17 protein-coding genes are annotated in these 18243 nt (G+C 66.8%); 6 read left to right on the top strand and 11 right to left on the bottom strand.

Annotation, left to right across the window (positions count from 1 at the left end; genetic code table 11):
* Nucleotides 1-14: 14 nt before the first annotated feature.
* Genes pheT through ACWW36_RS23045 form a run of 4 tightly spaced genes read right to left on the bottom strand, consistent with a single transcriptional unit; the run spans nt 15 to nt 5291 of the window.
* A complete protein-coding gene (gene pheT / locus ACWW36_RS23060; protein ID WP_456138279.1) occupies nt 15-2501 on the bottom strand; it encodes a phenylalanine--tRNA ligase subunit beta in 2487 nt (828 codons plus the stop codon).
* Nucleotides 2501-3544: a phenylalanine--tRNA ligase subunit alpha gene (pheS, locus tag ACWW36_RS23055; RefSeq protein WP_456138278.1), complete on the bottom strand. Its 1044-nt coding sequence runs from the start codon at nt 3542-3544 to the stop codon at nt 2501-2503. Before pheS ends, pheT begins: the two co-directional genes overlap by 1 nt.
* Before the next feature lie 7 nt (nt 3545-3551).
* Nucleotides 3552-4376 carry a rhomboid-like protein gene (locus ACWW36_RS23050; RefSeq protein ID WP_456138277.1) on the bottom strand — a complete coding sequence of 275 codons (825 nt, stop codon included), beginning with the start codon at nt 4374-4376 and terminating at the stop codon, nt 3552-3554.
* Between the two features lie 9 nt (nt 4377-4385).
* Nucleotides 4386-5291: an adenylate/guanylate cyclase domain-containing protein gene (locus ACWW36_RS23045; protein ID WP_456138276.1), complete on the bottom strand. Its 906-nt coding sequence runs from the start codon at nt 5289-5291 to the stop codon at nt 4386-4388.
* 145 nt (nt 5292-5436) lie between these two features.
* Between ACWW36_RS23045 and ACWW36_RS23040 the strand changes: the two genes are divergently transcribed.
* Nucleotides 5437-6450 carry an oxygenase MpaB family protein gene (locus tag ACWW36_RS23040; RefSeq protein WP_456138275.1) on the top strand — a complete coding sequence of 338 codons (1014 nt, stop codon included), beginning with the start codon at nt 5437-5439 and terminating at the stop codon, nt 6448-6450.
* Between the two features lie 4 nt (nt 6451-6454).
* Nucleotides 6455-7678, top strand: coding sequence for an acyl-CoA dehydrogenase family protein (locus ACWW36_RS23035; RefSeq protein WP_456138274.1), 1224 nt, complete (start codon nt 6455-6457; stop codon nt 7676-7678).
* On the opposite strand, the gene ACWW36_RS23030 is transcribed toward ACWW36_RS23035, so the two are convergent.
* From ACWW36_RS23030 to infC, 5 genes are all read right to left on the bottom strand, one after another.
* Entirely contained in the window at nt 7675-8019 is a 345-nt protein-coding gene (locus ACWW36_RS23030) for a hypothetical protein (RefSeq protein WP_456138273.1), read from the bottom strand. The two genes, ACWW36_RS23035 and ACWW36_RS23030, sit on opposite strands and share 4 nt — an antisense overlap.
* Nucleotides 8020-8082: 63 nt before the next feature.
* On the bottom strand, nt 8083-8829 hold the full coding sequence (locus ACWW36_RS23025) for a TrmH family RNA methyltransferase (RefSeq protein ID WP_456138272.1): 747 nt from the start codon (nt 8827-8829) through the stop codon (nt 8083-8085).
* 23 nt (nt 8830-8852) lie between these two features.
* A complete protein-coding gene (gene rplT / locus ACWW36_RS23020) occupies nt 8853-9242 on the bottom strand; it encodes a 50S ribosomal protein L20 (protein WP_110318797.1) in 390 nt (129 codons plus the stop codon).
* A gap of 33 nt (nt 9243-9275) precedes the next feature.
* Entirely contained in the window at nt 9276-9470 is a 195-nt protein-coding gene (rpmI, locus tag ACWW36_RS23015) for a 50S ribosomal protein L35 (RefSeq protein ID WP_456138271.1), read from the bottom strand.
* Nucleotides 9471-9476: 6 nt separating this feature from the next.
* A complete protein-coding gene (infC, locus tag ACWW36_RS23010; RefSeq protein WP_456142590.1) occupies nt 9477-10088 on the bottom strand; it encodes a translation initiation factor IF-3 in 612 nt (203 codons plus the stop codon).
* 220 nt (nt 10089-10308) lie between these two features.
* On the opposite strand from infC, the gene ACWW36_RS23005 reads away from it, so the two are divergent.
* The 4 genes from ACWW36_RS23005 (at nt 10309) to ACWW36_RS22990 (ending at nt 15786) form a co-directional block, all read left to right on the top strand.
* Nucleotides 10309-10668, top strand: coding sequence for a DUF1844 domain-containing protein (locus ACWW36_RS23005; RefSeq protein ID WP_456138270.1), 360 nt, complete (start codon nt 10309-10311; stop codon nt 10666-10668).
* A gap of 45 nt (nt 10669-10713) precedes the next feature.
* Complete coding sequence (gene lysX, locus ACWW36_RS23000) at nt 10714-14010, top strand: bifunctional lysylphosphatidylglycerol synthetase/lysine--tRNA ligase LysX (protein ID WP_456138269.1); 3297 nt, start codon at nt 10714-10716, stop codon at nt 14008-14010.
* 87 nt (nt 14011-14097) lie between these two features.
* Nucleotides 14098-15471 (top strand): alpha/beta hydrolase-fold protein, encoded by a 1374-nt coding sequence (locus tag ACWW36_RS22995; protein ID WP_456142589.1) that lies wholly within the window; start codon nt 14098-14100, stop codon nt 15469-15471.
* 24 nt (nt 15472-15495) lie between these two features.
* Nucleotides 15496-15786, top strand: a complete 291-nt coding sequence (locus tag ACWW36_RS22990; protein ID WP_456138268.1) for a hypothetical protein — start codon at nt 15496-15498, stop codon at nt 15784-15786.
* Here the strand turns inward: ACWW36_RS22990 and ACWW36_RS22985 are convergent.
* A complete protein-coding gene (locus ACWW36_RS22985; RefSeq protein ID WP_456138267.1) occupies nt 15780-16880 on the bottom strand; it encodes a hypothetical protein in 1101 nt (366 codons plus the stop codon). The genes ACWW36_RS22990 and ACWW36_RS22985 overlap by 7 nt on opposite strands.
* Nucleotides 16877-18196 (bottom strand): hypothetical protein, encoded by a 1320-nt coding sequence (locus tag ACWW36_RS22980; protein ID WP_456138266.1) that lies wholly within the window; start codon nt 18194-18196, stop codon nt 16877-16879. The genes ACWW36_RS22985 and ACWW36_RS22980 overlap by 4 nt, the downstream gene beginning before the upstream one ends.
* Nucleotides 18197-18243 lie beyond the last annotated feature (47 nt).

Genomic DNA, 18243 nt, shown 5'->3' with positions numbered 1-18243 from the left:
ACATGCGGTGTCGTTCAGCCGCGCTGGACGGCGCCGACCAGCTCAGCGGCCCGCTGCACCGCGGCCTCGCGCGCGGCGCTGGCCTCGTCCTCGGTCAGCGTGCGATCGGCGGCGCGAAAACGCAACGCCAGGGTCAATGACTTGCGGCCCTCCCCGATCTGCGGGCCGGTGTAGACGTCGAACAGCCGCACATCTTCGAGCAGCGCACCCGCGCCGTCTCGAACTGCGTCGACCACGCTCTGTGCGGCCACATCGTCGCCGACGATGAGGCTGACGTCCTGGAACACCGCAGGGAACGGCGAGACGGCCGGCGCAGGCATCGCCTCGGTGATCGGGATGGCGTCCAGGTCCAGCTCGACGGCGCAGGCGCCCTTCGGCAGGCCTGAACGCTCGATGACCGCGGGGTGCAGTTGGCCGGCGTGGCCGACGACGGTGTCACCGATCAGCACTTCGGCGCAGCGGCCGGGATGCCAGGGCAGGTATTGCGCGGCCCGCAGCGTCAGCTCGACACCGGCCGCACGGCCGATGACGCGGACCGCCTCCAGCGCGTCGCGGGCCTCTACCGGACGGCCGGGACCCCACGGCCCTGCCGGCTCACGTAATCCGGCCAGCACCGCGGCGACGTGCTGCGGCTGGTGCGGAAGCGACGCGTCGAGTATGGCGATCTCGTCTTCGGTGGGCCTGCGGTCGTTTGGAATTCGTTCGATCGCGCGGGTTTCCGATGTCGGCTCCACGACCTGGGCGATGGCGAACAACGCCACGTCGACCGCACCGCGAGACACGTTGCGTGTCAACGCTTCTAGAAGGCCGGGCAGCAACGTGGTGGCGAGCTGCGGGCGGTCGGATTCCAGCGGATTGAGCACCTGCGCGGTAGTGCGGCGCGGATCGTCGTCGGGCAGACCCCACTGGTCGAACACGCCGGCAGGCAGGAACGGCGTCGGCAGAACTTCGACATACCCGTTGAGCGCCAATGACTTTCCGACTGCGCGTCGGCGCTTCTGAATCGGGCTGAGGCCGCGTCCCGGCGGCGCTAGCGGCAGCACCGACGGAATGATTTCGAGGCCCTCGAGCCGCAGCACCTCTTCGACGAGGTCCGCGGGTTCGCGTAGGTCGGGCCGCCAACTCGGCGGGGTCGCGGTCACGCGGTCGCCATCGGTCACCACGTCGGCGCCGATCTGGGTCAGCCGCTTTCGTGTGGTGCCTTCGACGTAGTCGACGCCCGCCACTCGGTCCGGCAGATCGACGGCCATGCTGATCGGCGGATGCGACCAGTCGTCCCGTGGCGGGTCGCCGCGCCAATCGGTGAGCCTGGGTTCGATTGTGCCGCCGGCAATATCGGCCAGCAGCGTGGCTGCGCGGTCCAGCGCTGCGACGGAAACGGCCGGGTCGACCGTCCGCTCATAGCGACGGCCCGATTCACTGGCCAGGTGAAGCCGACGCTGAGTCCGAGATACCGCGGCGGGATCCCACACCGCGGCCTCGAGCATCAAGTCGGTTGTGGTGTCACGCACCTCGGTGGTGCCTGCTCCCATGACGCCGCCGATCGCCGCGGTCGCGACGTCGTCGACGATGAGCACGTCGCGCGGATCGAGTTTGCGTTCAATGTCGTCGAGCGTGACGACCGTCTCCCCCGGCTCGGCGAAGCGAACCTTGAAGCCGCCGGTGATGAGGCTGCGGTCGTGGGCGTGCATCGGGTGTCCGAGCTCGAGCATGACGTAGTTCGTGACGTCCACGGCCGGGGAGATCGCGCGGATGCCGCTGAGCAGCAGCCGCCTCTGCATCCACCACGGCGACACCGCTTTCGGGTCGATGCCGGTGACGGGCCGCAGACCGAATCGCAGTACTCCGGTGCCGTGTTGGATGGTCACGGGCAGTGCTTCACCGTCGGCAGGCAGCGGCGGCACGTCGGCGGGGTCGGCGAAGTCGAGGTCGTAGGCGCATGCGATCTCGCGGGCCATGCCACGCACCGACAGGCAGTAGCCGCGGTCCGGGGTGATGGCCAAGTGGAAGACGACATCGTCCAGGCCCAGCACGTCGGCCGCTGGTGCGCCCGGTTCGGCGGTACCCGGCGGGAGCACCAGGATGCCGGAATGGTCTGTGCCCAGGTTGAGTTCGGCCGTCGAGCAGATCATCCCGTCGGAAGTCCGGCCGTACGTCTTGCGCGTCGCGATCGTGAAATCACCGGGCAGTACGGCGCCGGGGAGCGCGACGACAACCAGGTCGCCGACCGCAAAGTTGGTTGCGCCGCAGACGATGTCGCGGGGTTCGGCTTCGCCGACGTCGACCTTGACCGCACGGATCGGCTTCTTGAACTCGGTGAGTTCTTCGATCTGGGTGACGCGCCCGATCGTCAGCGGTCCGGTGACAGGCCCGACCGGAATGACCTCTTCGACCTCGTGGCCGATACGAATCAGCGTCTGCTCCAGCTCATCCGCGGGCACATCCCAGCCCGGAGTGCCGGCCTGGACGACGTCGCGCAGCCAGCTGTATGGAAGCCGCATCAGGCTCCTACTCCGAAGGGCAGCGAGAACCGAACGTCGCCCTCGACCATGTCACGCATGTCGGGAATACCGTTTCGGAATTGCAGTGTCCGCTCCAGCCCCATACCGAATGCGAAGCCCGAGTAGACCTCGGGGTCAATGCCGCAGGCGCGCAACACGTTCGGGTTGACCATGCCGCAGCCACCCCACTCCACCCAGCCGGGGCCGCCCTTCTTGTTGGCGAACCAGACGTCGACCTCCGCGGACGGTTCGGTGAACGGGAAGAAGTGCGGGCGGAACCGCGTGCGGCCCTGCGGCCCGAACTCCGAGCGGGCAAACGCGTCGAGCGTGCCGCGCAGATGCGCCATCGTCAGGCCCTTGTCCACCGCCAGACCCTCCACCTGGTGGAACACCGGGGTGTGGGTGGCGTCGAGCTCGTCGGTGCGGAACGTCCGGCCGATCGAGATGATGTACACCGGCAGGTCACGCTCCAACAAGGCCCGGATCTGAACCGGCGACGTGTGGGTGCGCAGCACCTGACGTGAGCCGTCGGGCGCGATATAGAAGGTGTCCTGTTCGCTGCGCGCAGGGTGATCGGGCGGGAAGTTCAGCGCGTCGAAGTTGAACTGCTCCGTCTCGACCTCGGGCCCCTCCGCCAGCTCCCAGCCCATTGCGAGGAAGGTGTCGGCGACGTGTTCGGCCAAGATCGTGATCGGATGCCTGGCGCCGATCGGCTGGCGGGTCGTCGGCAACGTCACATCGATGCGCTCGGCGACAAGCACCGCGGCGTCACGCTCGGCGCGCAGGACCCCCAGACGCTCGTCGTAGCTCTGTTGGACCTCGGCGCGCGCGACGTTGACGCGTTTCCCCGCATCCGCGCGGTCGGTCTTGGGCAGCGAGCCCAATGCCTGACGGGCCAGCGCGATCGGCGAGCGGTCGCCCAGATGTTCGGTCTTGGCGTGCGCCAGCGCGTCGAGGTCGGCGGCAAGGTCGAACGCATGCCGGGCCGCGCTGACAGCTTTGGTCAACGCTTCTTCTGACAGGTCTACGGGCTGCTCAGCCACCCGGCGATCATAGGCGATGCGCCAGTTGCGCCTCGAAGGCGTTTCCTTCCAGCACGACGGCTCGAGTGTCGGCTTGGTGCACGGGATTGCGGCGAATGCGTGACTTGACCCAACACTCGGCGAGCACAGCGCCCGCCAGACCGGCGGCGGTCGCCACCAGAAGCGACGTGCTGGCCAGCACCAGGAATCCGAACGACGCCCCGACCCCCAACAAGATGAACCGCGCCCGAGTCCACGGCGCCGGTGCGCCGAAACGTGTCGACACGAGCATGCCCAGCACCAGGGCCACCGCGTGGCCAACGTCGGTGAAGTCGTGACCGACTGCCGCCACCGCCACTGCGACCGCCAGCCACCAGCCGATCCAGGCGGGCCGCCAGCGCCGCGGTATGGCCGCGGTTAGCGTGCCCAGCACACCCGCGGCGCCGTAGCTCATGCCCACGTCTGTGGCACGAGTGACCGAACCGGGGAGCCAGCCGAACTCGACTGCCGCGGCCAGACCGGCGGCCACCAGCAGTGTTGCGCCGAGATGGCCCACCGCGAAGGCAACGATGAGCCGGCCGCTGTGCCACAACAGCTCGCCCATCGCCAGCAGGCAGACCAGGCCGGGAAGCCATACATAGACCGGTCCGGCGTCGACCACGAAGGCGCTGCCGAGCAGCGTTCCGATCCGCCCGTGGCTGAGATTGTGCAGGTTGGTGCTGGCATGGCGAATGACCCTGGCCTGCATGTCCGGGCTCAGCCTGAGCATGGTCGTGGTGATACACGTCACGATCGCCGCGTACGCCAGCGTCATCCGAAGCCGCGTCACGCGGGCAAGTAAAACGAACACCATCGCATACCACTATGCCCCCGGTGGGTCCCGGTCGTCGTCTTCGGCACCTGCCAACTGCCTGCGAGTTCTCAAGCGGTACATGATCAAATCCGCCGGCACGCCGTCCTGCTTGGCCGTAAAGACTTGCCTGCGAAGTCGTTTGGCCGTCACACCGAGCGAATCGAAATCCTCGTCGGAAATCCGCTCCAGCGTCGCCTGTGACACGACTAACTCTCCTCGGGTGGCCCGCTCCATCACACGCGCCGCAATGTTCACGTCGACGCCGAGCCAGTCCGAACCGATCCGCTGCGGGCGCCCGGTGTGGATTCCGACCCGCATACGAGGGGTGTAGCCGTCCACGTCAAGGGCTTTCACCGCGTCACGAGCGGCGATGGCCGCGCGCACCGCTGTGACGGGATGCGAGAAGACGGCCATGATGCCGTCGCCCATCCGTTTGACGATGTGTCCGCCTGCCTCGAGCAGCGGCGGCTCGACGACCTGGGAGACCCGGCGCAACAGTTTCAACGTCGCGTCGTCGCCGACGCTCAACGACCATGCGGAAAAGCCGACGAGGTCGGTGAAAACCAGGGTGACTTCCCGATTGGCCGGCTTGCCCGACACTCGCTCGGTCAGCGCTTGCCACACCTGGAGTGCGCCCAGACTCACTTCACGCGACGCCGCCTCACGCTCCAGCAGCCGGTCGGCGGCGCGAGCCGCTGCGCTCGGCGCGCCAACACCCGCGACGGACAACGGATCTCCGAATTCGGGATCACCGGGCAGGGCTCGGCGCGCGCGCCGCAGGAAGGCGACCACACCGGGGCTGTGGTTGGTGTTCTTCAGCCATGCCATCGGTCCGGATGCACGCCGCGGCAGATCCGGCGCTTCTTCGATTTCCCCGACATCGCCGGATCGTTCTTCGAACGACTCGACATCCACACCGTCAGCGTAAGTGGCGCTTCCGAGGCCCAATAAACCGGCTGGTCACAAGCGTGTGGCACCGCGGTAGCCGCCGGGTAACACTGCGCCGCGACACCCCCGGCAAATGATAGACAACATGTGTTGTCAACATTATCGTGAGGTCATGGCGATGGCGCCCTCCCCTGGACCCCTCGGACCGGACTCGCTGACATGGAAGTACTTCGGCGACCTGCGGACCGGAATGCTCGGCGTCTGGATCGGCGCCATCCAGAACATGTATCCCGGGCTCGGCGCGGGCGTCGAAGATCATTCGATTCTGCTGCGCGAACCTTTGCAGCGCGTCGCGCGCTCGGTCTACCCGATCATGGGTGTGGTCTACGACGGCGAGCGCGCCGCCCAAACCGGACAGCAGATCAAGGGCTATCACAAGACGATCAAAGGCATCGACACCGCGGGCCGCAGGTATCACGCGCTGGACCCCGAGACGTTCTACTGGGCGCACGCCACGTTCTTCATGCTGATCATCAAGACCGCCGAATACTTCTGCGGCGGCCTGACCGAGGCCGACAAGCGCCAGCTGTTCGAAGAGCACGTGCAGTGGTACCGGATGTATGGAATGAGCATGCGGCCGGTGCCGAACAGCTGGGAGGAGTTCTGCGAGTACTGGGACCGCAAGTGCCGCGAAGAACTCGAGATCAACAAGGCCACACTCGACATCTTCAAGATCCGGATTCCCAAGCCGTGGTTCGTGTTGATGCCGACCCCGGTGTGGGACCAGCTCTTCAGACCGATGGTCGGCGCGCAGCGCTGGATCGCCGCCGGTCTGTTCGACGAAGCCGTCCGCGAGAAGGCCGGGATGCGGTGGACACCGGGCGACGAGGTGCTGCTGCGGTTGTTCGGCAAGCTGGTCGAGTTGGCGTTCGTCGCCGTGCCCGATGAGATCCGGCTGCATCCGCGCGCATTGGCCGCATACCGCCGCGCCCAGGGACGCGTGCCCGCAGACGCCCCGCTGGTCGAGGCGCCGGGATTCATGGCGCCGCCTCCTGACCGGCGCGACCTGCCGGTGCACTACTTCCCCCCGCGCAAATCGCTGCTCGATCGGGCCGGGTCGCTGGTGCACACCACGTTCTCGCTTGCCGGCTTACGCCCCGCGCGGGGCCGAACTAAGGCAGCCTGAGTTCATGCTCGAATGGTCTGACGTCGATCTTGCCGTGCGCGACGCTGTGCGTGAGTTCATCGACAAGGAGATCCGGCCGCACATCGACGAGCTCGAAAGTGGCGAGATGGAGCCCTACCCCTTCATCCGCAAGCTTTTCTCGACGTTTGGCATCGACACGATGGCCAGGGAATCGCTGCAGAAGCGGTTGGCGCGGATGCGGGACGGTTCGACCGACTCGGGCCCAGCGGGCGGTCAGTCGAGCATGACGTTTGTGGTCGCCAGCGAATTGAGCCGCGTCTCAATGGGATTGGTTACCGGGATGGGCGTGAGCCTGGGGCTGACCGTGCCGACGATCGCCTCGCGCGGCACTCTCGCACAGCAGGAACGGTGGCTGCCGGGGCTGGTCACCTATGAGAAGGTCGGGGCGTGGGCGATCACCGAGCCCGACTCGGGCTCGGATGCATTCGGCGGGATGAAGTCGTACGTGGTGCGCGACGGCTCAGGAAATGGGGACTACATCCTCAACGGGCAGAAGACGTTCATCACCAACGGGCCCGACGCGGACGTCGTCGTCGTGTACGCCAAGCTCGACGAAGCGGGCGTCGACAAACGCGACCGCAAGGTGCTGACTTTCGTGCTGGACCGCGGCTTGGACGGCTTCGTGCAGTCAAAGCCGTTCCGCAAGATGGGGTTACACAGCTCGCGCACCGGTGAGCTGTTCTTCAACAACGTCCGGCTGGGCCGCGACCGGCTGCTCGGTGAGACCGAGGACAACTCTGCGGGGGACGGTCGTGCCAGTGCACGGGCGAACTTCTCGGCCGAGCGCATAGGTGTGGCCGCGATGGCGCTGGGCGTGATCGAGGAGTGTCTGCAGCTGTGCGTGGACTACGCCAAGAGCCGCACGCTGTGGGGTCAGCAGATCGGGCAGTTCCAGCTTATTCAGCTCAAGCTCGCGAACATGGAAGTCGCCCGAATGAACGTGCGTAACATGCTGTTTCGCGTGATCGAGTCGATGCAGTCCGGCGCCGGTATCTCACTGTCGGAGGCGTCGGCGATCAAGTGGTACTGCTCGCAGGCGGCCACCGACGTGGCGATGGACGCCGTGCAGTTGTTCGGCGGCAACGGGTACATGACCGAGTACCGGGTCGAACAGCTGGCACGCGACGCCAAGTCGTTGATGATCTACGCCGGCAGCAACGAAGTGCAGATCACGCATGTGGCCAACGGGCTGCTGAACGGCGGCTAGGCGGCCGGGAGATCCGGGGAGGACCCTTCTTGCCCGGCTCCGCGCGACAATTCAGCGACGCGGGCGTGCAGCGCCAAGACGCGCTGATGGATCCGGTACTCCGTTGCGCGGGGCATCGACGCCGGCCCATATCGCCCGCGGCGCAACCGGTGAACCCGTCCGTGCGCCATTTCCCAACGCAATGCATCAGAAACCGACTTCGATGGCCGCCCGCCGACACCGAAGCCGTGATAAGCCAGCGCATCGACGAGTTCTCCGACCGTCGCCGGGCCATGATCGAAGAGATAGGTGGTGAGCAGGTATCGCAGCTCGATTCCGCCCACGTCTAGCAACTTGGTCATGGCCAGACCATGACATGCCGGTCTGACAACCAACCGACCTGTCGCTCAGAGCCGGGCAAGGAGTCAGCTGGATCGGTGCGCCCGTGCGCTTTGGTACAGGCAGATCGCGGCGGCCGACGCCACGTTGAGGCTTTCGGCGTTGCCCGGCATCGGGATCCGGACTCGATGGGTCGCCATGTCCGCCAATTCTGTTGGCAGGCCGTGCGCTTCCGGCCCGAACAGCCACGCCGTCGGCCCCTCCAACGCTGCATCGTCGAGGCTGACCTCGCCGTCGGCGGTAGTGGCCAGCACCTGCATACCGGCGTCGCTCAGCGCGCCAGCGACGGCGACCGCATCGGAATCGGCAACCACCGGTACCGAGAAGATGCTGCCCGCCGACGCTCGCAGGCACTTGCCGTTGTACGGATCGACGCTGTGCCCCGCCAGCACCACCGCGTCGGCGCCCATCGCATCGGCAATGCGGATCAGCGTGCCCGCATTCCCCGGCTCGGAAATCTCCACCGCGACCGCGACCAACCGCGGCGACTCGGCGAGGACGTCATCCAACGAGGTTTCGGGGACCGAACACACCGCCACGAGCCCCACCGGAGTAACGGTGTCCGACAACGCTTTCGCCGCGCGCTCGGTCACCAACTGCACGGGCGCATCGGTCAGCATCGATCCGAATCGGCTCAGCGCCGATTCGGTGACGAACACCTCCGAAACGAGTCCGCGCCGCAACGCCGCCTCGACGAGGTTGGGTCCTTCGGCGAGAAAGCGTGCGGCGCGGCGACGTCCGACGTGGCGATGCAGCTTGACCGCTGCCGCCACCCGGGCAGAGCGCTCGGTGAGCGTCAGGCAGCCTCGCCCGACGGTGCGTTCACGTCCTCGGGCAGCGCACCCTTGGCGACCTCCACGAGCGCGGTGAAGGCGGCCGGGTCACTGACCGCGATCTCGGCAAGGTTCTTGCGGTCCACCTCGACACCGGCGGCCTTCAAGCCCTGGATCAACCGGTTGTAGGTGATGTCGTTGGCCCGGGCCGCGGCGTTGATGCGGGAGATCCACAGCTTGCGGAACTCGCCCTTGCGGGCACGCCGGTCACGATAGGCATAGGTCAACGAATGCAGCTGCTGCTCTTTGGCTTTGCGGTACAGCCGGGACCGCTGGCCCCGGTATCCCTTCGATGCCTTGAGTACGGTACGCCGCTTCTTCTGGGCGTTGACTGCGCGCTTTACGCGTGCCATGAAAGTAGTCCTCTTCTCGTACGGGCTGGTGCTTTAGCCGTTCAGCAGCTTCTTGATGCGGGTCCGGTCGTTGGCCGACACCTCGGTGCGGCCATCAAGGCGCCGGGTGCGCTTGGTCGGCTTGTGCTCGAGCAAGTGCCGACGGTTGGCCTTCTGGCGCACGACCTTGCCGGTCCCGGTCAGCCGGAACCGCTTGGAAGCGCCGCTGTGGGTCTTCGCCTTGGGCATATGTCCTCAGTTCTGTGATGTATCGGTCTGTGCTTCGCCGGGCTGAGCGCTGGCGCGCTGCGCGGCGGGTGCGTCTGCGTCATGCGCCGCCTTGGCACGAGTCTTCGCGCCGCGGTGCGGAGCCAGCACCATCGTCATGTTGCGGCCGTCCTGCTTGGCGGACGTCTCGACGAAGCCGTAGTCGGCGACGTCGGCGCCCAGCCGCTGCAACAGCCGGTAGCCCAACTCGGGCCGCGACTGCTCGCGTCCGCGGAACATGATGGTGACTTTGACCTTCGACCCCGCTTGCAGGAAGCGGACCACGTGGCCCTTCTTGGTCTCGTAGTCGTGAGGGTCGATCTTCGGTCGCAGCTTCTGTTCCTTGACGACGGTCTGCTGCTGATTCTTGCGAGACTCGCGTGCCTTCTGAGCCGTCTCGTATTTGAACTTGCCGTAGTCCATGATCTTGCAGACCGGCGGTTTAGCGTCCGGCGCTACTTCGACAAGGTCGAGATCGGCATCCGCGGCGACGCGGAGGGCGTCTTCGATGCGCACAATGCCTACCTGCTCGCCACCTGGTCCGATCAGGCGGACTTCAGGTACTCGAATGCGCTCGTTGACGCGGGTCTCAGTGCTGATGGGGCCTCCTATGTTGTCCTCCAGGAGCCCCAAACACCGTCAGCACTCTGCTCATTTCGAACAGAAAGGCCCTGCTCAAAGCAGGGCCCAAAGCCGACCAGGACAGGCATCGGATGCCTGTGACCGGACCGCTGCACCGGTAGGGTGAGCGGTGGGAGTGGGACTCCACTTGCTGTCCCTGGCGTACGCCGGGACGGTCGCGCATGCCAGTCTAGCAGGCATGACCGAGGTTCCTAACACAGCCGGGATGGACGGCTCGGCCGTCCGTGAGCTGGCCGACATTCCCGCCGTCGAGGTGATCACCCGGGCGGCCGTGATGCTGATGAGCGCGGCCGCGGAGAAGCTCGGGTTGTCAGCCGAGGATCCGGACGAGAGCCCACAGCGCGACCTCGACGAGGCCCGCCGGCTGATCACCGCACTGGCCGGACTGGTCACCGCATCCGCTGAATATCTCGGTCCGCACGCCGGGCCGGTGCGCGACGGGCTGAAGACGCTTCAGTTGGCGTTCCGCGAATCCAGCGCCGCGCCGGATGAACCGGGGCAGGGTCCTGGCGAGAAGTACACCGGCCCAGTCTGGTAGTACTCCCACCCATTTCGCGGGTTCAGCGCATATCCTCGCAGGCCTATGACCGTGACCTTGACCCGTCGGACCTCTCGTTACTGGTGGGTCCCCGCGGCGGCCGGCTGGACTGTCGGCGTCATCGCGACGCTGTCGCTGATCGCCAGCGTCTCGCCCGGCATCCGCTGGCTCATCAAGGTGCCGCGCGAGTTCGTCAACGACTACATCTTCAACTTCCCCGATACCAGCTTCGCGTGGGCGTTCGTGCTGGTCCTGCTGGCCGCGGCACTGGCAGCCCGCAAGCGCATCGCGTGGTGGATCCTCGTGCTCTACATGGTCGCCGCGATCGTGTGGAACGTCGCCGACCTGCTCACCGGCGACGAGTCGGTCGTCGATGACGTCGGCGAGGTCATCGGCATCGGCTTTCACGTTGCGGCGATCCTGTCCCTGGTGCTGGCCCGCAAGGAGTTCTGGGCGAAGGTGCGGCGCGGGGCATTGCTGAAGGCGGCCGCCACACTCGTCGTCGGCATGGCGGTCGGCACGCTGATCGGGTGGGCGCTGTTGGAGTTCTCCCCCGGCTCGCTGGCCCGCGAAGATCGATTCCTGTACGCGCTCAACCGCGTGAGCGCGTTCGCCGGCGCCGACTCCTCGAGTTTCACGGGCCATCCGCACGTCTTCGTCAACGCACTACTGGGGTTGTTCGGTGCGCTGGCGTTGATGGTCGCGGCGATCGTGCTGTTCCAATCGCAGCGCGCCGAGAACGCGCTCACCGGTGAGGACGAGTCGGCGATCCGCGGCCTGCTCGAGTTGTTCGGCAAGAACGATTCGCTTGGGTACTTCGCCACCCGCCGCGACAAGGCGGTGGTGTTCGCGCCCAACGGCCGCGCGGCCATCACCTACCGCGTCGAGGTCGGTGTCTGTCTCGCGAGCGGCAATCCGGTCGGTGACCCCAAGTCGTGGCCGGCGGCCATCCACGCGTGGCTGACCCTGTGCCAGACCTACGGCTGGGCACCGGGCGTGATGGGTGCCAGTTCGACTGCGGCGGAGGCCTTCCGCCAGGCCGGTCTCAACGCGCTGCAACTGGGCGACGAAGCCATCCTGCATCCGGACAACTTCCGGCTGTCCGGGCCGGACATGCGCGCGGTTCGCCAGGCGGTGACGCGGGCGCGGCGGGCCGGTGCCACCGTGCGGATCCGACGGCACCGCGACATCGGCAGCGAGGAGATGGCCCAGGTCATCGCGCGGGGGGACGCCTGGCGCGACACCGAAACTGAACGCGGCTTCTCGATGGCACTGGGCCGGCTCGGTGACCCCGCCGACGGCGACTGCCTGCTGGTGGAGGCCGTGCAAAGCGGCGAGGTCGTCGCGATGCTCTCGCTGGTTCCGTGGGGCACCAACGGTGTATCGCTGGACCTGATGCGCCGCTCACCCCAATCCCCAAACGGCACAATCGAATTGATGGTCTCGGAACTGTGCATGCAGTCCGAAGGCATTGGGGTGACCCGCATTTCGCTGAACTTCGCGATGTTCCGGTCGGCGTTCGAGCAGGGCGCACAGCTCGGCGCCGGCCCGGTGGCGCGGCTCTGGCGCGGGCTGCTGGTGTTCTTCTCTCGCTGGTGGCAGCTCGAAACGCTGTACCGGTCGAACATGAAATATCAGCCCGAGTGGGTGCCGCGCTACGCCTGTTACGAGGACGCCCGGCTGGTCCCTCGGGTCGGAGTGGCCTCGGTGATCGCCGAAGGCTTTCTGGTGCTGCCGTTTTCGCGGCGCACCGAGCAGCCGCACACCGGCCATCACATCTCGGCCCCGGAGAATCTGGTGGCGACCGGCGTGCTGCGCCACGACGGGAGCGCTCCGGACCTCAGCGAGCTGCAAGTCGACCTGCCCGAAGAGGAGGACCAGCCCCGGATACCGGAACAGGTGCGGGTTCGGATGGCCAAGCTCAAGGCGCTGCAGGACGGCGGCGTCGACGCCTATCCGGTCGGGGAAGCGCCCAGCCACACCGTTGCGCAGGCAATCGACGCCGCCGACGACACGCCGGTGACGGTCGCCGGACGCGTGCTGCGGGTTCGGGACTACGGCGGTGTGCTGTTCTCCCAGCTTCGCGATTGGTCCGGCGAAGTGCAACTGCTGCTTGACAATTCGATGCTCGACAACGGGACTACCGCCGATTTCACCGGCGCCATCGATCTGGGCGACCTGATCGAGGTCTCCGGGACGATGGGGCTCAGCCGAAAGGGCATCCGGTCACTGATGGTCCGCAGCTGGCGGCTGATCGGAAAGTGCCTTCGTCCGCTGCCCGACAAGTGGAAGGGGTTGACCGACCAGGAAGCGCGGGTGCGGGCCCGCTACGTCGATCTGGCGATCAACACCGAGGCACGCGACCTCATCAGGGCCCGCAGCGGTGTGCTGCATGCGATCCGCGAAACCCTGGTCGGCAAGGGGTTTTTGGAGGTCGAGACACCGATCCTTCAGCAGATCCACGGCGGTGCGAACGCCCGTCCGTTCCTGACGCACATCAACGCCTACGACCTGGATCTGTATCTCCGGATCGCACCGGAGCTCTACCTCAAACGGCTGTGCGTCGGCGGCGTCGAGCGCGTCTTCGAGCTGGGCCGGGCGTTCCGCAACGAGGGTGTCGACTTCAGCCACAACCCGGAGTTCACGCTGCTGGAGGCCTACCAGGCGCACGCCGACTACAACGTGTGGATCGACGGCTGCCGCGAGCTCATCCAGAACGCCGCGCAGGCCGCCAACGGCGAGCATGTGTTCCTGCGGCCCAGAGACGACGGCACATTCGAACCTGTCGACATTTCCGGGAAGTGGGCCGTCAAGACCGTGCACGGCGCGGTCTCGGAGGCGCTCGGCGAAGAGATCGCACCCGACACGGACCTGGCCACGCTGCGCAAACTGTGCGACGCCGCCGACATCCCGTACCTCACGCACTGGGACGCCGGCGCGGTGGTCCTCGAGCTCTACGAGCGGCTGGTCGAGGACCGCACCGAGGCGCCCACCTTCTACAAGGACTTCCCGACGTCCGTGTCGCCGCTGACGCGTCCGCACCGCAGCATTCCCGGAGTCGCCGAACGTTGGGACCTGGTGGCGTGGGGCATCGAACTCGGCACCGCATACAGCGAGCTGACCGATCCCGTCGAGCAGCGGCGGCGGCTGCAGGAGCAGTCGCTGCTGGCCGCAGGCGGTGACCCCGAGGCGATGGAACTCGACGAGGACTTCCTGCAGGCGATGGAATACGCGATGCCCCCCACCGGCGGGCTCGGCATGGGCGTGGACCGTGTGGTCATGCTGATCACCGGCCGCAGCATCCGGGAGACGCTGCCTTTCCCGTTGGCCAAACCGCGTTAGTAGGCCACTCACAGGCAGTCCCAAGGATTGGCGTCCACGATTGTTTCCGTGACGTTACCCGAGCCGTTTCGCCACCATCTTTCGCTGATGCACGGCTGGATTCCGCTAACGGTGCAGATCATCGCCGCGGTCGTGCTGATCGCGGCCATCGGCTGGCGCAACCGCCGCTGGCGCGTCGTCTGGCTGCCGTGGGTCACGCTGGTCGGAGCTGCGTTGGCGATGACGGCCTACTGGTACGTCGCCTCTCAGGGAATGAGCGATGACACCAACCCCGCACCGCATTCCTTGTGGATCTGGGTTGCTTTGTCTGGAGTCGCCGCCGGCGTGCTGGTCGCGGGCTGGCGAGGCGCCCGGTGGTGGCGCCGCGCGGTGTCGGCGCTGGCGCTGCCGATGTGCGTGTTGTGCGCTGGCCTGGCGCTGAATCTGTGGGTCGGCTACTTCCCCACCGTGCAGACCGCGTGGAATCAGCTGACCGCCGGGCCGCTGCCCGACCAGACGGATCAGGTGACGGTGACCGCGATGCAGAAACAGCATGCGATACCGGCCAAGGGCACCGTCGTGCCGGTAACCATTCCCTCGACCACATCGGGTTTCAAACACCGCGGTGAGCTGGTCTACCTTCCGCCCGCGTGGTACGCGAGCAATCCGCCGCCGCAGTTGCCGACGGTGATGATGATCGGCGGCGAATTCAACACCCCCGCCGACTGGATGCGAGCGGGCAACGCCATCAAGACCATCGACGAATTCGCGTCAGCCCACGGCGGCAACGCGCCGGTGTTCGTTTTCGTCGACTCCGGCGGGGCGTTCAACAACGACACCGAATGCGTCAACGGGGCCCGCGGCAGGGCCGCCGATCATCTGACCAAAGATGTTGTGCCGTTTATGGTTTCGGCGTACGGCGTGAGCTCCAAGCCGTCGAACTGGGGCATCGTCGGCTGGTCGATGGGCGGCACGTGTGCGGTCGACCTGGCGGTGATGCATCCCGACATGTTCAGCGCGTTCGAGGACATCGCAGGCGATATGGCGCCCAATTCGGGGAACAAAGCCCAGACCATCGACCGCCTGTTCAGTGGTAACGCGGCGGCCTACGCGGCATTCGACCCGTCGACGGTGATCACCCGCCACGGTCCCTATGCCGGGGTGACCGGCTGGTTCGACATCAACAACGCGCCACCGGCTGCGCCGACGAAGAACAACCCCAATGACCAGACCGCCGCGGCCAACTCGCTGTGCGCATTGGGCAGCGCGAACGGCATCCGCTGCGCGGTGGTCATGCAGCCTGGCAAGCATGACTGGCCGTTTGCCGCACACGCATTCGCGGCCGCTCTGCCGTGGATGGCCAGTCAGATCGGCACGCCGGGCATCCCCACAGTCCCGCTTCCGGCAGCGCCGCCAGCCCCTGCTTCCGCACCCGCGGCGCCCCCGCCGTCGGCACCGTATGAACAGGCGGCGTCGAAGTAGCCGCTCGGGAGTACCGTGAGCGGCATGCCGGACGAACCAACGCCCGAACCGGAATCCGCTGCCGAGGCGCCTGCCACGCAGGCCACACCGCCTGTCGATACCGGCTACACGCAGGGCGGGGTGCCGACTTTCGACTCGGTGCGCGAGAAGATCGAAACCCGGTACGGCACGGCCATCGGCGCCGCCGAGCTCGCCGCGGAGTCACCCGAGGGCCGGACCGTCGAGGAGCAGTACGACGCACGTCAGCGGGCTGCGGCCGAGCGACTCGCCGAGATCCGGGAGTCGATGCACACGGAGCAGAACGAGTCTCAGTAATCCGATTCCGCGGCCAGGATCTCGGCCAGGAATGCGTCGCTCGGGGGCTGGCTCAGTCGCCCCCGCACGAAAGCCCGGATCCGCTGCCGAATATCGGGTGATTCCACGGAATCGTTCAGATCGGCGCCGACAGTAACCCGCGTCGTGCGCCAATCATGGTCCCATGCAACGGTTTCGGTGATCGGCTGCTGATCCTCGTCGACCAGCTCGAAGGCTGAGGCGCCGTCGGCGTCGAGGATGCCCGCGCCGCTGATCGACCCTGAACGTAAATGCACCGCGATGCCTGCAGCCGAACCCATGCCCGTCAGTTCGGCCCGCACAACGGCGCTCACCGGCTCACCCGCATCGATACGCCATTCGACGGTGTCCTCGGCGGCGTCGAATATCCCGGGCGGCACGGCTGACCAGTTGATCGAAGTCGTTCCCGTTGCGACCGCACCGGAGCGTCGGCCTGTTGCCGATCCCGCGGCCAACGCGTAGTCATCGCGGCGGCCGGTCACGGCGGCCGTTTCCGTTGCGTCGATGGCGATACCCAGGTCTTCGGCCAGTTCACTGCAGGCCCGCACCAGTTCTACGACCCGCGGGTCTGCCTCTCGCATATACAAGTTCAGTGTCGCCGCGTGCGGTCTCAGAAGGCTTTCCACGTCCGAATCGAAGGTGTCGTCGGTGAAGAAGTCCTGGGCGCCTGCCGTCAGCAGGGCGACTTCGGCGTCGAGCACAGCACTGTCGAGGGTGGCGATGCCGTCACGCTGACTCGCGGGCCACCACCGACGCAACCAATGCCCTACCGCCAGCCTTCGCAGCGGGTCGACTGCACCGGGCCGCAGGCCGACGCCCGTGAGGTCGATGGTTTGTGCATCGTCGGGGGTGAGCCCTTCCAGCGCGGAAGCCACTGCGCTGTGTCCGGATTCGCCGACGATTCGCCACAGCCAGTCGGCGCGGCCAAGATCGGTGAAGGCGATAGTGGTTGCATCTGCGGGGTCGTCGACCGTCCACGACAGCACGGCACCGCTGACCTCAAGCACGGCGACAAGTGGTGTGGGCACCAGCTGCCTGCCGGTGCTCCAGAGTCCGGAATCGGCAACGAGTTTCATCCGGCCACCTGCAATTCGAGCATCGCCTTGATCCGCTGGCGATGGTCAAGGCTCACCGACCTGGCCACTCCTTCGAGCAGAGCGCGGACGTCGTCGACATCGTCGCATGGCTCCTGCCAGACATCGCGCCCGTGCAGTCGCGCCCACAACCGGCTCAAGTACGGCCGGGCGAACGCTGCCAGATCGTCGATCACCTGCTGCTGGCGCGGATGGACCGGCCCGCCGTCGGCGAGGTAGCGGCGAGCGTGCAGCACGTACGCTTCCTTGCGCAGCCGAGCCTGCATCAGGCCGGCCAATTGATAACGCGTGACGGCGGATTCGGTCAGAGGAGCAAGGTCGACGGCAATTTCGATCCCGGCGATCAGCGTCGCCTGTTTGTCCTCGGCCAGCAGACCCCATGGCGCACAGGACCGGTCGACCTCCTCCGCGCAGAGCAATGGGATATCGGGCAACTCGTCTCGGTCCATCGCGCGGCGCAGTGTCGCGCGGACGCGATCGACGACGCTGCGGTTCAGCGGGCGATCATTGTCCGGTCCGCTGAGGATCGTCGGTTGTGGTTGCGGCTCAACGGAACTGAGTCCGATGTCAGTGATCGACCACGGCAGCTGTCCGGCGTCGCCGTGCGCCGTCGCGCCGAGGTTGTACGGGGTCGCGTCGGCGATCAGTGCAGACCACACGCGCTGCCGCGCTACTTTCGCGCCATGGCTGTCGGCGGGCCCGAGGACCGTCGTCAGGCCGGCCATGAACGGGCCGATGATCTCGGTGCCGGCATGCACGTCGCGCCAGCTGCGATCCAATTGATCTGAGAGCTTGGCGATCACCTGCGGATCCGACACGTGCTGATTGAGCACCTCGATACCCGTGCGGTCGCGGTCTCCGTGGATTTCGCGCAGCACTGCCTCGGCGCCGGCCTGATCCTGTTGGGTGGGTGCCCCTTTGGTCACCGCCAACTCGAAGCACACGGGAAAGTACAGCTCCTGCGCATTGCCTGTGGTGATACGCAGCCGCCGCCGTTCGCGTTTGAGAAGCTCGAACCACGCCGCGGCGGCCCGCAACTGTGCGCTCTGACCGACGATCGCCTCGTGCATCGCGGCAGCCACCGCGGCGTCGACGAACGGTGCCGAGTAGTGGGTGTTCGACCGCAGCCGCAACACCAGCGGGTCGATGATGCGCTTCACGGTCCGACGAAGCGGGCCGCCGTCGTCGCCGCTGAGCAGCTCGACGCCGGGGCCGATTTCACGCCATGCGCGGTCGATAACCGCGCGGCGCGGGTGGCTGACGGCGATCGCCGACACCGCCTCCGCTTGCGTGCTCATCTGGACAGCATAAAAGTTGGGTTCGGTAGCCGGGGCCTCAGTAGACG

The sequence above is a fragment of the Mycobacterium sp. MMS18-G62 genome (assembly GCF_053877835.1).
This window is presented reverse-complemented; position numbering and strand designations above follow the sequence as displayed.

Coding starts and splice junctions, on each gene's coding strand:
- pheT (WP_456138279.1), bottom strand. CDS start 2,501: ATGCGGCTTCCATACAGCTGGCTGCGCGACGTCGTCCAGGCCGGCACT.
- ACWW36_RS23050 (WP_456138277.1), bottom strand. CDS start 4,376: ATGGTGTTCGTTTTACTTGCCCGCGTGACGCGGCTTCGGATGACGCTG.
- ACWW36_RS23040 (WP_456138275.1), top strand. CDS start 5,437: ATGGCGATGGCGCCCTCCCCTGGACCCCTCGGACCGGACTCGCTGACA.
- ACWW36_RS23035 (WP_456138274.1), top strand. CDS start 6,455: ATGCTCGAATGGTCTGACGTCGATCTTGCCGTGCGCGACGCTGTGCGT.
- ACWW36_RS23030 (WP_456138273.1), bottom strand. CDS start 8,019: ATGACCAAGTTGCTAGACGTGGGCGGAATCGAGCTGCGATACCTGCTC.
- rplT (WP_110318797.1), bottom strand. CDS start 9,242: ATGGCACGCGTAAAGCGCGCAGTCAACGCCCAGAAGAAGCGGCGTACC.
- rpmI (WP_456138271.1), bottom strand. CDS start 9,470: ATGCCCAAGGCGAAGACCCACAGCGGCGCTTCCAAGCGGTTCCGGCTG.
- ACWW36_RS23005 (WP_456138270.1), top strand. CDS start 10,309: ATGACCGAGGTTCCTAACACAGCCGGGATGGACGGCTCGGCCGTCCGT.
- lysX (WP_456138269.1), top strand. CDS start 10,714: ATGACCGTGACCTTGACCCGTCGGACCTCTCGTTACTGGTGGGTCCCC.
- ACWW36_RS22995 (WP_456142589.1), top strand. CDS start 14,098: ATGCACGGCTGGATTCCGCTAACGGTGCAGATCATCGCCGCGGTCGTG.
- ACWW36_RS22990 (WP_456138268.1), top strand. CDS start 15,496: ATGCCGGACGAACCAACGCCCGAACCGGAATCCGCTGCCGAGGCGCCT.
- ACWW36_RS22985 (WP_456138267.1), bottom strand. CDS start 16,880: ATGAAACTCGTTGCCGATTCCGGACTCTGGAGCACCGGCAGGCAGCTG.
- ACWW36_RS22980 (WP_456138266.1), bottom strand. CDS start 18,196: ATGAGCACGCAAGCGGAGGCGGTGTCGGCGATCGCCGTCAGCCACCCG.